General features: G+C 44.4%; 9 protein-coding genes. 6 read left to right on the top strand and 3 right to left on the bottom strand.

Annotated features, from left to right (window positions below; genetic code table 11):
• Positions 1–881: 881 nt before the first annotated feature.
• Positions 882–1,592, top strand: a complete 711-nt coding sequence (locus R8G66_02050) for a DNA-binding domain-containing protein (GenBank protein MDW3191108.1) — start codon at positions 882–884, stop codon at positions 1,590–1,592.
• Positions 1,593–1,850: 258 nt separating this feature from the next.
• Here the strand turns inward: R8G66_02050 and R8G66_02045 are convergent, their stop codons facing one another.
• Both R8G66_02045 and R8G66_02040 read right to left on the bottom strand, forming a co-directional pair.
• Positions 1,851–6,608, bottom strand: coding sequence for an ATP-binding cassette domain-containing protein (locus R8G66_02045; GenBank protein MDW3191107.1), 4,758 nt, complete (start codon positions 6,606–6,608; stop codon positions 1,851–1,853).
• A gap of 154 nt (positions 6,609–6,762) precedes the next feature.
• Positions 6,763–7,719, bottom strand: a complete 957-nt coding sequence (locus R8G66_02040; protein MDW3191106.1) for an arginase — start codon at positions 7,717–7,719, stop codon at positions 6,763–6,765.
• A gap of 857 nt (positions 7,720–8,576) precedes the next feature.
• Between R8G66_02040 and R8G66_02035 the strand changes: the two genes are divergently transcribed.
• Positions 8,577–9,170 carry a hypothetical protein gene (locus R8G66_02035; GenBank protein ID MDW3191105.1) on the top strand — a complete coding sequence of 198 codons (594 nt, stop codon included), beginning with the start codon at positions 8,577–8,579 and terminating at the stop codon, positions 9,168–9,170.
• Between the two features lie 250 nt (positions 9,171–9,420).
• Positions 9,421–9,738 carry a hypothetical protein gene (locus R8G66_02030; protein MDW3191104.1) on the top strand — a complete coding sequence of 106 codons (318 nt, stop codon included), beginning with the start codon at positions 9,421–9,423 and terminating at the stop codon, positions 9,736–9,738.
• Positions 9,739–9,913: 175 nt separating this feature from the next.
• Here R8G66_02030 and R8G66_02025 read toward each other — a convergent pair whose 3' ends face one another.
• Entirely contained in the window at positions 9,914–11,020 is a 1,107-nt protein-coding gene (locus R8G66_02025) for a hypothetical protein (GenBank protein ID MDW3191103.1), read from the bottom strand.
• Positions 11,021–11,129: 109 nt separating this feature from the next.
• Here R8G66_02025 and R8G66_02020 point away from each other — a divergent pair, with 109 nt between their 5' ends.
• The 3 genes from R8G66_02020 (at position 11,130) to R8G66_02010 (ending at position 14,354) form a co-directional block, all read left to right on the top strand.
• Complete coding sequence (locus tag R8G66_02020) at positions 11,130–12,356, top strand: hypothetical protein (protein ID MDW3191102.1); 1,227 nt, start codon at positions 11,130–11,132, stop codon at positions 12,354–12,356.
• Positions 12,357–12,366: 10 nt separating this feature from the next.
• Positions 12,367–12,885, top strand: a complete 519-nt coding sequence (locus R8G66_02015) for a hypothetical protein (GenBank protein MDW3191101.1) — start codon at positions 12,367–12,369, stop codon at positions 12,883–12,885.
• A 371-nt stretch (positions 12,886–13,256) separates the two neighbouring features.
• A complete protein-coding gene (locus R8G66_02010; GenBank protein ID MDW3191100.1) occupies positions 13,257–14,354 on the top strand; it encodes a DUF2911 domain-containing protein in 1,098 nt (365 codons plus the stop codon).
• Positions 14,355–14,665 lie beyond the last annotated feature (311 nt).

Below are 14,665 nucleotides of genomic sequence, written 5' to 3'. Positions count from 1 at the left end.
AAGGTATTGAGCTGAATCTTTCAATGCGATTACTAGGGTTCGACTGGATTATTGGAGTATGCACAAGACGTTATTGATCTTTGAATGCACCAAATCACCGTCCTGAAAAGGGCAAAAGCTGTCATATGCTTAATAGATATGTGTTTTTGGTTGTAGTAATGTCTTTAGGATCAAGGATCAGGAAGTCATTGGTTGTATACAGAAGTTTCTAAACTAGGCAATCTTTCTGCCATTTTCCAACTGAGTTATGCACTTACCCCGTACCCTCAGGTTAAATACTTCAACTGTGGTAGGGGGGAGAATGTATTATTCCTACTGCCGGAGCTCATAGCAGACTTATGGTTTTTGGTTCTTCGTTGATTGATGTATCACCAGGTTGCCCTGTGGAATCTCAAGATGCTCCTTTTGATGAGATCCCGGCAGATTAGTATTATGAATGCAAAACTTTTCGATTTTCAAATAATCGCTGGGATGACGGACAAAAAAGTATAACCAGAACCAAAAAATGAAGCGTCATTCCGGCCGGACTGTAAGGAAGTGCCGGAATCTCAAGATGTTTTAGTACTTGCTCCAATGTATTAGATTCCGCAGGGCCGCCTGGCGGTATTTCTCCATTGTACTCCAAAAACCGGAATGACGGATAAAAAAAGAATGAAGAAATGAAAAGTGAACCATCATCCGGCGGTCGGGCTCAGACCGGGTGAAACGGGTGTAGGAATGACTGAAGTTAAAACTTCTTAAAATAATACAAAAAACCTTTCCATTTCTGTAACTATTTCTAGGCAGGCTCCGTCTATTTAAGAGCAAAACATCAGAGATAACTAAGGGCGCGTCTTCAGTTTATTTCCGTTCTATTTTTTTAACTAAATAAACAAACATCTATGAGATATTATCTTGTTGAGAATCCATTGGTAGAAGGTAAATACTACGCAAAAATCAACCCAACAGGCACCTATGGTGAAGAAGAACTTATCCAGTACATGCTGGAAAAAGGTACGGGACAAAGTGAATCTGATATCCGTGCCGTAGTTACGCTTTGGAACAACAGCATTTTAGAATTAGCCAAACGTGGCTATTACGTCAACACTTCCCTTGAACAGCGCCGACCCGACATCAAAGGGTCCTTCGAAAACGAAGAAGATACATTCGATCCCAATCGCCATCAAATCAAAGTGGATACGATCCCTACCACGCAGTTCACCAAAGCCTTTCGGGATACCTCCGTGGAGAAAGTAAATGACGTGGCAGATCGTTCTAACCCGGTTTTATCAAAATATATCGATCACGGGAGTGATACCATCAATGAAGTGCTCACTGCCGGAAGTATTGGTCAGTTAACAGGAAGACGACTCAAATTTGATGAAGCAGCGGCAGATGAGGGATTGTACTTTATTGCAGAAGATGGAACCGAGATCAACATTACAACGATTGTGAAAAACAACCCTTCTGAGATCATCTTTGGGGTGCCGGAGGGAATGGCTGCAGGGTTCTACCAATTGCAGGTCAGGAACCGGTATAATAAGAGCAATGACCCTCGCGTAAGTACACTGAAATCGCCCATCGAAGTGCTTGCGCCAGCCGACGCGGCATAAGAAACTCAATTAGTCATTTTGGAATTTTAAATGGGTAAACCCGGAGTGGAAGCTTCGGGTTTCTTTTTGTCTTTTTACTAGTCTATTCGTTAGAGTAGTACATTCTTCATTGTTAGAATAGTACATTCATCAAACCTTGAGCAATACATTCTCTAATCCTGGAATAGTACTATTCTATTTGCTGGAGTAGTACCAATTGATATTGCATGAACATCGTACATTTCTGTTCCACTGTTAGAGGACATAGAATTCACCCAATCACACCAACCATCCACCATTATCGCCACTTCCCGGTCCTAAGGTGATCACCTGATTAGCCGCCTGGATCAGGGTTTGGTTGTGTTCGATGAAAATCAACGTATCGCCCCGATCAATCAAGGATTGAAAGACCTGGATCAATTTCCGTAAGTCGAGGTAATGCAATCCGGTGCTGGGTTCGTCAAAGATATAGAGGGTAGATCCTTTTCGGTTATTCAGCAGCGACTTAGCTAGTTTCAATCGCTGTGTTTCACCGCCTGATAAGGTGTTAAAAGGTTGACCCAGTTGCAAATGTCCCAGTCCTAAATCGATGAGTAATTGTAAGGGATCGGATAGGGTTTCTTGGAAAATAGAAATCGCTTCCTGAATCGTTAGTTGTAGGATTTCTCCGATATTTTTTTCCTGATAAGTCACGGCAAGGATATCCTGATGGTACCGCAGCCCCTGGCAAGTATCGCAGGTGAGCCACAGATCGCTCATGAAGTCCATGCTGGTTTTCACGGCTCCATGACCCGAACAGGTTGGACATTTCCCACGCTTACTTTGATATGAGAAATCGGCTTTTTTGAAGCTCCCCTGCTTGGCTTGCTCTGTTTTCGAGAATAAGCCCTGAAGCGCATCCAGTAAGCCCAGGTACAAAGTAGGCGAACTCAGCCTACTTTGGGTCAAAGGATCCTGATCGATCCATTCCACAGCTTCAAATGCTCCAAGGCCATGAACTGATTTGCAATTGATCGGGCCTTGCCTCAGCCATGATTGATAGAGGACTTCCCTGATCAAGCTTGATTTACCGCTGCCGGATACGCCGGTGATGGTGGTGACTTGTCCCGATTGGAAGGTCACATCGATGTGCTTCAAGTTATTGCTGGCCGCTCCTTTGATTCCAAAAGTCTGTGTGTCATGCTGATTTGGCTTAATCTGTTCAATGGCTGAAGCGTGGACTAGCTTATAGGTAGCCGAATCTAAATGCTGTTGGATGTTTTTGGTGGGCCCTTGAAAAACAATTTCTCCACCCGTACTGCCCGCACCAGGCCCCATTTCTACCACGTAATCGGCGGATCGAATAAAGTCAGGATCATGTTCTACGACCACTACCGTATTCCCATTGCGGATCAGTTCCTGCAAGACATTGACCAGGACTGTGACTTGTTGCGCGTCCAGACCGATACTGGGTTCATCAAGCACATAGGTTACCCCATACAAGTGCGTCGACAACTGCCCGGATAGTGTCACGCGTTGCCATTCGCCACCGGAAAGCGTATGAATAGCTCGATTCAACTGCAGATGCCCTAAACCCAACTCGTGCATCGTTTTTAGGGTAGCCTTTACACCGGGTAAAACCACTGCCGCTATTTGCTGAATGACCGGGTCATCAGGTTGCTGATCCAACGCAGTTAAGCAGTCGCTGATGGTCAGCTGGGTCAATTCATGGATGTTTTTTTGCAAGAATTGAATGGCTAGTAAGGCAGGTTTTAACCGGCTTCCCTGGCAAGTTGTGCAGGTTACATCATGCATCAGGACGGCCAGGTGTTCGATGTTTTTGTTGTGTAACCGGCGCTGATACTCGTCTTCGACGTAGGTACACAACCCCAGCCATTTGGCCGTAAGGTTTTGTCTGCCCGTCTTCGTTTTGGTTTTAAAATGCCAGGTCACCTCCCAAGATTGATCACCAGTGCCGTAAAGTACAGCGTATTGAATCTCCTCGGATAATTCGTTCCAGGGCTGATTGAAGTCCCAGTGGTGGTGTTGAGCTACTGTATTTAAGGTAGCCATGAACTGGCCATGTGGATCGACATAATAGGTTAAGCCTTTGTTGGACGACAGGGCTCCGGCAAGGAGTGATTTTTCCGGGGCGGTGATCAACGTTTCAGGGTCGCATTTTCTTAGTGTACCGATCCCCTCACAGTGTGGGCATGCGCCAAGGTGATGGTTGTAGGAAAAATGTTGTGCGGTGAAGGACTTACCCGCTTGTTGCGCGATCCTGGAGTAGAGCAGGCGAAAAGCATCATATACGCCAGATAAGGTACCTGCGGTAGACCGCTTGTTCGGAGTACCTTTTTTGCGACGAATGCCTATGGCTGGCCCTAACCCTTCGTAGGACCGAATGATTGATGGATTGTTTTGTTGTAGCAAACTTCGATGATAAGTGGAGAGTGAGGCCGTGAATCTGGCGTTAGCTTCGGCATACAACGTGTCATAGACCAACGAAGACTTGCCACTCCCAGATACGCCCGTGACCACACTCAATTGGTTTTTTGGAAAGTCAACCTGCAGGTTTTTCAGACCATGTGTATTTACGCCTTGCAACGATATCATCTTATGCTTAGCAGCAGGAGTGATGGTTAAGGCGGGTGCTGGTTGATGCTCCTGCATGGGTTGTGGTAGTCCCATATGATGGATATGCCCACCGGCCATGCCGCTCTCGGGACCTAATTCAATGTGCCAATCTGCCGACTGGATGATGGTTTCTTGCTGCTCAATGCAAACAATGGTGTTTCCGTTTCTTTTCAATCGATCAAACAACTGCATCAGCGAACTAATGTCCTGATGATGCAGCCCTAAGGCAGGTTCGATGAGTACGTATAGTGTATCCCCGGTATCTTTTTTCTGTAGTTGGTTGGCGATTTTGATGCGTTGTGCTTCACCTCCTGAGAGGGTAGTGGAGGACTGACCGAGCGATAAATAGCCCAATCCAATTTCCTGAAGGATGTGTAGGCCTTTTAGAATCTTAGGTTGTCCTTCAAAAAAATCTATTGCCTGATCAACAGACAGTCGATAACAGTCTGCGATGGACTTTTCTTTGTACCGAATATTCAACGTGGATTCGTTAAACCGATTGCCGTTACAAGTACCACAAGTGAGATCAACTTTCCCCAGGAAATGCATCCCGATTTGAACTTTTCCTGCTCCCTGGCATGTTTCACATCGTCCACCTTTGTTGTTGAAAGAGAACCGGGATTTGGTGAATCCTGAGGCTTTTGCTTCCGGTAGACTCGCAAACAAGTCGCGGATATGGTCTGCCAGTCCCAGGTAAGTCGCCGGGTTGCTGCGTGGTGTCTTACCGATGGGGGTATGACTCACATAGACCAGTTGTTGGATGGCGTCCAGGTTTTCTCCAGATTCCACTGAGACAGGCTCATCTGTTTCCTGAAGGCCAAGTTTTTGTTGAATGAGTCGAACTAATGTGTCTTTTACCAAAGTGAACTTTCCTGTGCCGGATTTACCGCTAATGATATTGAGTTTCCCTAACTGAAAGGAGACATCAATGTGCTTTAAGTTGCGGCCGTGACATCCCGCCAGGCGCAGCACACCGTGTTGTTTTCCGCCTTTGGATTTTCTTGGTGATACTGGTTCCGTCAACGCACGGTGAGTGGGGTTATGCTGGGTTAAGGGCTTTTTTTGAAGAAATTCCTGTAAAGTCCCGTTGAATAATACAGTGCCCCCGTTGCTTCCGGCGCCTGGCCCGATATCAATGAGGTGGTCAACGCTGCGAATGGTTGGGAGTTGATGCTCCACCAGCATGACGGTATTTCCACGATTCACCAATCCACGGAAGTATTGCATCATTACCGCTTGTTCGGTATGATGCAGCCCTACGGAAGGTTCGTCGAAAATGTATAGGACATTACTCAGTGGCGCGAGGATCTGATTGGCGATGCGTATGCGCTGGATTTCTCCGGGGCGCAAGGTGTTGGCGGGTCGGTTTAGTGTCAAATGTCCCAATCCCAGATTAGCAAGGACCTCCAGTCGCCGTAGCAGCTGTTGGGTAATGGGTGAAGCGACGGATGACCACCTGTTGGACTTTATCCAATCGGCCAAAGCCTGAACTTCGAAGGAACTGATGTTCGCAATGGATTGACCATGCACCAGCACGCTCAAGGCATCCTGGTTCAGCCGGGCACCCTGACAAGCAGTACAAGTTATTGCATGGACATATTTCAGGATATTGGCATTGCGATCTCGCCGAAGGATATCAGACATGATGGGGATCATGCCTTTGTAAAAGCCTTCTTCACGAGGTTTGGCTTTGATGCCGGTCCATTTGAGCCGAGATTCCAGACTGTGTTTACCAAAAGGTACCTTGATCTTTTGACTACCATACAAAATGATGGCTTGTTGCTCGCTGGTAAGTTGATTCCAGGGAATATCAACGTGAAAACCTTCTGCTTTGCATACCTGGTTGAGCACATCAATGGTCACCTGGGAGTACATGATATAGCCTGTAGGCAGCGTAGTGGCGAGGGCGCCTTCCCGAATGGTTTTGGGCGGATCGGCAATCAATCGGTTCAGATCAATTTCTTCTTCCTGGCCGATTCCCTGACATTGATGGCATTTTCCTGCGATGGAATTGAAGGAAAAGAGTGAACGGGAAAGTTGGATATCGCTCGTTGTTGTACCCGTACGGGCAAATAACAAGCGCAAAAAATCATACAAGTCGGAGAGGGTGCCCACGGTAGAGCGGGCGTGCATACCGGAGGTTTGCTGGCCAATGGCGATGACAGGAGAGAGTCCTTCAATGACGTCTACTTCCGGTCTGTTCAGTTTACCTGAAAACTGTCGTGCAAAGTTGGGGAGCGTTTCAAAGTAACGACGTTGGGCTTCCTGGGCGATCAGGTCAAAAACCAGACTGGATTTACCTGAACCTGATATCCCAGTTACCGCAATAAGTTGATGATGCGGAATGCGCAATGAGATGTTTTGAAGGTTGTTGGTCTTCGCACCTTCTATGACGATCTCAGGGGTTACAGTTCGGCTCATTTGGTGAAAATTAAGTCTAAATGACTCAAATCTCCCGTCCTTACGAAGCTTCCTAAATGAATATCAGAAAGCTTCGGCAAGCTATTGACGGGAGTAAACTCTTGGTACAGGGCAGATTAACCGTCAATCCGAGTTGTACACTCGAAACGCTAGATTAACCTCTTCCTTCAATCGTATCGGTTACCTGATCCAACACTTCAAAAGCCGTTTCCGCCATTTTGTTACCCTTTTCATCCAGTAGGGGATTCACTTCTGTCACTTCCAAACAGGCCACTTTATCGGTTTTGATCAGTCGGTTGATAATCTGTACGACTTCATCCGGGTCAAATCCTTTGGAAACCGGCGTGCCAGTTCCTTTGGAGATGAGATCGCAATCCAGGCTGTCCACATCAAAAGAAATGTAGATCACATCACAATCGGACAGTTTTTCAATCACTTCATCCATCACATGGTCCAGGCCACGGAACCGTACCTCATGTACCATGTATTTACGGAGGCCAAGGCTCATTCTGATTTCGTCTTCTGGTGGTTCCGTATCACGCACGCCAAAGAAAACAAGATCCTGTGGCAGGAATTTGGGTCCCGGTACCCCGATGTTCTTCATGTTGTCCCATTCTTCTTTGGCGACACCTGTCACTTCATTGATCTGATTCTTCAGGTTATCTTCACCTAGTGCGGCAGCGAGCGGCATACCATGAACGTTACCTGAAGGGGTGGTGTAAGGTGAATGCATGTCAGCATGTGCATCGATCCAGACAATACCCAGTCGTTTGTCCTTGAAATGCGCTTTGATGCCACTCATGGTACCCAGCGCGGAGCTATGGTCTCCGGACAATACGATCGGAAAATGCTGCTCACCTAACGTTTCCTGAAGTGCGTTAGATACGCGTTCACACTGTTCCCGAACGAAACCAATTCTTTTGGCAATGGTGGTCTTTACTTTGTTGTAGATGGCTTCATTGTGGGTATCTACATCTACAAAAGGAAAGCGTGTGAAGTAGTCGTTATCGCTATTGATCGCAGCAATTTCGATGGCATCTATTCCCATATCGGAACCACGGGTTCCCGCACCAATATCGGAACGATTCTTTATGATTTTAATGGGGTGCATAAAGTCTCATTTTTGGTCTCGCGAAAGTAGTAATTCTTTAGTCTATTTGGTGTGATTGCGAAAAAGTAATTGTATGATAAATATTATTTGTGGTTGTGTGTAGGAGCCAAACAAAGACCTTTGTCGTATGGCGCGGAACAAGTAGTTTAGTATCTATGGGTAAGGTTGGGCGGAGTACGCAAGAGTTGCCATGTTTTATACGTTTTCTGGTGAAAGGAAAGGTTAAACTGATAAAAACTTTTTTAGGCTTATTTTTCATTAGTTGTACCCTTTCATGCGAAACAGGCCATGGAATAAAGAACTATCATGATCCTGTTTTTGAAATTTCAGCGACAATACCGGCTAAGGCTCTTTCAGTAAGCCGAATCGATAGCCTGAAAAACGGATCGGTGATGAAAAGCGTATTATATCAGAATAAGATCACTCGATGCAATTTTGGAATTGTAAGTATTCGAACTCCGCGATTCATCGGTAATGAAACTTTGGAGCGGTATGCCGCAGGAATTTTTCATAACATAAAATGTTCAACAAGCAGTAAAACGGATACTTTACTGAATGGTATTTATGCCGTTAAATATATATCCGGGACTTGTCCACCCGACGGACACGATAGTGAAATGTGTTTTATGCCAACGAGCAAATGATATACACCATAACCGTTGAATATTGGAATCATAATGAATCTATTGCAAGATTCCTGTCGTCAATTAGAGTAGGAAGAACTGAATAGATCAATCTGTTGGCTTAGAGATCTAAAATGTGTTCAGCTTATTTGAGAGCGGTACATATTCCACCTGATTCAGGATTCATTGACACGGACATGTTTGTTGCTTATCTTGTAAAAAACCGCCATTACCATGTTTGGATTATTCAAGAAGTCTGCAAAATCGCCGCAGGCAAATTATAAGTTCTTCGTTTCAGAAGTAGAGAAGTATCGTTTTTTAGCAACCAAAATGTTGGAAGCTTCCAATGAGAAGTTCATTTTGCTCTATCACTTTGAGAACACGCGTTCTGAAATGGAGCAATTGCTGACTGCCGCCAAAGTGGATTTCAATACAGACAGGAATTCAGGTGCACGTATTCTGGTCTTAGATGCAGAAGAGTTTCTGTCGAATGAAATCTATGGTACACCTGAAGTATTTGTAATTGAGATCTACCCGCTGGCTGAGCGCGATTCAATTATTGTTCAAAAAGCCCAGGACAAACGGCTGGAATTGAATTGCTACGCTTCTATTGACAGTCCATTTTTCCAGCTATTTGGAGGAGAAAGGGTGACGAATCTGATACATAAGTTGGGAGTAGAACCAGGAGAAGTAATCGAACACTCCTTCATCAATACTGCGATCATCAAGGCACAACAGAAGATTGCCAAAAACCTGGGAGTTGAACAATTAGTCAGAGCTAGCCTGGAAGAATGGATGAAAGAGAATAATGTAGCAATATCAAAGTAATAGCCTTAGTAGCTGTCCATTTCAGTGTATCACCAAAAAGAATTTTTTTCCGCCACCGCTTTAGTTGTTATCACAAATTCTAATCATATTTTCCTGAAAGTAAAAACGAAGCAACGCTTGACTGGTGGAAAACGCGCCATTTATTTATTCGTTATTTGTCATAGCGAGATTAATTTTGTGACTTGCTTAGACAAGAATGGATTATCAATCGAGGGTGAACTGGCACGTAGAGGCGGGTAAAAGGATTTTGGTGGCGAATTACAGTGAGCTAACAGGGGAGCACCTTATGAGTGTTTTTAACGTTAGTTATAATATTCAAAAAGCTGCAGGAACAGATGTATTAATTCTTACTGATTTCACGGGAGTGAAAGCCAATCCTGAGATCATCAAGGCTTTAAAACAAGCTGGCGTGGAATTGGATAAAGATATGAAGAAAATTGCTGTAGTTGGTTTGACTAAAATGCAAACCATATTTTACAATGGTTACCTTCAGGTTACCCGTCAACATAAGAAAACCAAACTATTTGAAGAGCAAGAAGCGGCAATTTTCTGGTTATTACAGGATTGAAGAAAAGCACTGATGCTGGATTAATTCTAAAGGACCGGGTCACGAAGACCGGGTTGCGTAGACTTAATCCTTCAAATAAGTCCAATTCTGAGACTTGGGAGCTTGTAACGATACTATAAACAAAAAAAGCACGCCCTGTAGAAAGGAACGTGCTTCAACCTATCACTATCCGCTACTATTTGATAGTGATGCTTTGCATATCCTGAATGCGGCCAGTGACCAGCCAGCCGCCGAAGTTTTCTGATACGGCCAGGATCAACTCATTTCTTCCTTTTTTCAAGTCCAGATAGATACCATCAAACAATCCTATGGTGCCGAGGTAACGATAATCTCTTGATCGATAGCCGTTATTGCCGCGGTAGATGGATTTTCCATTGAGGATGGCCACCACCCGGTCACTGTATCCGAATTCCAACAGCTTGATCTGGTCTCGATCTGATTGGATGATTACCCTGGCTAAGACTGTGTTCCCCGGAGTGCCGTCTCTCAGGTTTTGAATCCTGGATATATTCGCAGCAGTACCTTCATCAATTTCAATCTTTCCTTGCCATTTTCGGCCATTCAAGACTTGGTCCACTTTGTTGGGGTCTTCCAATAGCTTCTCTTCAAACATGTCCGAAATCTCCCAATTGGGGAATACACCTTCGATGGGCTTGCGTTTTATCGGAGCGAAATCTTTGATTTCAGGAGCTTCATGTGAAACCTTTACATTAGCGATATGCATGCCTGATCGGTTTCCACCGGATAAAGAAATGCCGCCTTTTTTAGCAGGTAAAAAAAGATCCCAGGATAAATGTGGGGCTTCACTATAGTCGAGAAAGACTTGTGCTTTGTCTCCATTGACAAGGATCTTTACATGGGTCCAGTCATCGTATTTGTACTCATAAGGGAAAGAATACCTCTGGCCAAAATACAATTGCCATGCAGTGATGTTCTGAATGGTGGGAATGGCTTGATTTCCGTCAGGTTTTCCCGATAGATGGGGACGGATGTAGAAGTGTTCGGCAGTGCCTTTATCGAAATCCGAACGGAAGTAGATGCCGGGAAAAGCTTGCTCCTCTTTAAGGAAAATATCGTATTCGATGATTCCATTCAGGAATTCTGTGTCTTTTAAGACAATAGAGCCACCTTGTAAATAGATGGCATCCTGACCTCTGAAGTTTTCCAGGATATAGGACCTTGCGAAGATCTGCCAGTTAGTGGTATCAATAGGAATGATTTGTCCGGTGCTCCTTTCCTGGAGGCATAGGATCAGAGTTGTGATTATGATGAGCTTTTTCATGTTGCATACTTACGGCGCAACCTGTCATGTTGGGCAAAACTTGCGCTGACAAAGTCGTTCATTATGATTCACAGTTGTTTCGAAGCACTTTGTTGCTGACATTTGACCTATGTCTGATAAGTCACAAGACCCCAATATTGAACGTTTGAAATTGCAGGTGGAGACAACCCTGCAATGGGGAGAAGTCAGTTCCTGGCACAGTAAAATGTTTGAAGAGCTTTCCGAGAAGGTCTTCGAAGCAACAGGTACCATGTTGAGTGTGGCCACTTTGAAACGATTCTTTGGTGTAGTAAGTCATACGGGTATGCCAAGTACCACTACCCTCGACGCCTTGTCCAACTTTGTAGGGTCGGAAAATTGGCGGAGCTTTAAGATGACCAGACCCGTGCGAAAATTCAAGATCAAGGCACCAGGAAAAGGGATGTATGTCACGGTCGGATTTTTGCTGGCGATTGTTGTGATCTCCCTGATTGGTAACCGGAGGCCACCGCTGGAGATCAATTCTTCTGAGTTTCAATTTTCCAGTCGGGTCTTGAGTCGGGAATACCCTAATTCTGTCGTTTTTGATTTTAATATCCCCGGCCACATTAAAACAGACAGTTTGCACATTCAGCAATATTGGGACCCGACTAAAACCGTATCGCTGGCACAAGGACAAACACAAGCTACCGGAATCTATTATCACCCTGGATATTTCAAGGCCAAATTGATGGTTGAAGGGCAGGAAGCTCAGTCCCATGATTTGTTCCTCAAGAGCAATGGTTGGCTCGGACAATTGGAATATGATCCGGTGCCGGGATATTTTCAACCGATAAAGTCGGGCTCGCAATTGACAATTCCCGAGGAAACACGCAAAGAGATAGCCAATAGAGAAGAGCCTTTGGTTACTTCACTCCATTGGATTGATGACCTGGGCAATGTCTCCGGGGATAATTTTACATTCAATGCTACGATTGTCAATGTGTTCGACGAACGTTGGGCCGTTTGTCAACGGATGGCGATTTACTTCATTGGAACTGATGGCGCCATGATCATTCCTTTTTCGAAAATCGGATGCAGTTCTGATCTCAACCTGATGCTCAATGATGTTTATCTCAGAGGAAAAGAAAATGACTTGTCTGCGCTTAGTGCAGACTTCACGACGCCAAAGCAATTGTCCATCAAAGTTCGAGAACAAGAAGTATTTGTCAGTATTCAGGATGAGGAAGTATACAGTGCCGCTTATCAAGAAACCATGGGGAGACTGGTGGGTGTGCGGTTTAAGTTTTTAGGGATTGGAGAGGTGAGTTCCTTTGAACTTCAGAACAGTACGGATGCCAAGATTCCTTTACTTTAAACTCATCAATATGAAGACTTTCATTACCACTTTCTTTTTGGTTTCCTTATTCTTTCTACCAACCATCACTCAAGCACAATATGAACAAGATGTGACCTCCGTTGAGAACATTACCAAAGCCTATTACGATATCATTTCCGGACCCATCGGTCAAAAACGTGACTTTGATCGTTTGCGCGACCTCTTTCATCCAAATGCAGCCTTTACCTACAGCTATTGGTCCACTGCGGAAAACAAGGCCAACCTCATGGAATTTGATTTTGATGGTTACCTCGAAAAATTGGATTATCTGGATAAGAAAGGCTTTTATGAAGAAGAAATCAGTAGTGAGGTAACAACTTATGGTACGTTAGTTAATGTGATTAGTACGTATAAATTCTGGATGGAAGACAAGACCGCTGAAGGAAGAGGAGTTACGCTCTACAATTATTACTACGATGGTGAGCGCTACTGGATTATGTCCATGTTTTGGCAAATGGAAAGTGAAAAATTTCCCATCCCAGAGTCATTCCTGACTGCAGGGGAATAAACAGACTTTCGTCATTATAGAAATGTCTCCCCACCGAAGTTTGAGTCCCCACAAACTTCCTTCGCTCTCCTACTAAATTGTCATTTGAGAGGACTCAAACGATGGCTTAGCAAGGCCAGAACATTATCCTTAGCAAGATCTGTACCTTATATTTTTTCCGCCCAAGTTTGTGTCTCCACAAACTTGTTTGATTATTATTTCTAGAAAATCTCATGCTGACCCTGTCGAAGCCATGCCTTGTCCGGAAGCTAGGCATTTTTCAACTTCTGACGTCCTGAACCGCTTTGAATGGGAATGAATCCTTTTGAGAGGTCCGAACAAGGTACAGCCTCGTAACCTTGTCAAAAACCAAAGTCAATAACTCAAACATTATGAAAAGGATCGTTACCATATTCAGTTGCTTATTTATTGCCGTATTTCTGGTTCAAGGCCAGGATGTTGGCGGAAAAACACGCGTCAGTCAATCTCGCACAAGCAGCGCCAACATCGGGAAATGCGACATCACCATCAAGTATCACAGCCCATCCGTGAATGGCAGGAAAATCTTTGGGGGTATTGTACCTTTTGATTTTGTAGTAGATGGCAAGGAATATCCCTGGCGCGCCGGGTCCAACGAGCGAACCTCAATGGAGTTCAGTCACGATGTTCAGATCAATGGTAAGTCTTTACCGGCAGGATCGTACGGATTTGTGGTACTGGTAGAAAAAGATCAATGGATCTTGATATTCTCTTCTGGTAAGTCCTGGGGAGCGTTCAATTATGACAAAGCCAACGATGTAATCCGCGTCCCGGTTGAGACTCGACAACTGCCTTTTCAGGAATGGCTGAGCTATGATTTTCTTAATCCAGAATCTGAATCGGTGGACATACAATTGCGGTGGGAGAATACTGCAGTGATGTTTCAAGTAAAAACCAATGCCACTATGAACATCATGAAAAACCTCGTAGGTAAAACGGATAAAACGGCTTCTGAATACCAGGAATTGGCCTTGCGTACGTTAGAATGGGACAAGGATGCCTATGATAAGGCACTGGTTTATCTCGATTCATCTAAAACGAAAATTGATGATAATGAAAATGAAGCTTATCGAAGAGCCTATACATTCAATTACAAAGTTCTGAAAGGAGAATGGTTACAGGCCATCGGGGAGAAGAAAGAGGGAAAGGCCCTACTTGAAGAAGGACTTAGCGAAGCGGCTGGATTTAATGCCTACTACTATGGTCTAAACAAGTTACTGGTACAAGGCAAACCCAAAGAATCCTTGGCCATTTTGGAGGCACAGATCAATCGTGATCCAAAAAATCGAGCCAATTTCCTTGCCTTGGGAGAATATCACTTGAATCAGGGTAATCAGAAAGAAGCTACTGAAAGTTTCAAGCAAGCATATGAGTTGTCGAAAGGTTCGCTTGGAGAGAATTACTGTCGCTACTTATACCTTCAAAATAAGTTGGTGTTGGAGCGATCTTGAGAAATAGCCTCTGTCAGCCTTCAAGGCGAGTGCCTAAAAAAGGAATCTCAATTTCATATCAAACTTATCATTATACTAATGGATACTTCTGGCTCAATACCAGAAGTGTCTCTATTTTCTTCAGGGCAACTTCAGACACATTTCAGAACTGAAACTTCAGCTCCTTATTTGGTCATCCCAACCACGAAATTTGCCGCTTCAGGCAGAAGTAGTTTCTTCTATCATCGGGATAATCGTTGAACTAGTAGGGGTTTAATCCCAAAGCTTGTATCCATATTTGTAGCTGAAAGAAAAATTCCTCCTAGATTCAA

This window comes from Cytophagales bacterium (assembly GCA_033344775.1).
GTDB lineage: Bacteria > Bacteroidota > Bacteroidia > Cytophagales > Cyclobacteriaceae > JAWPMT01.
The sequence above is the reverse complement of the archived record's forward strand: the minus strand, read 5'-3'. Positions and strand labels throughout refer to the sequence as shown.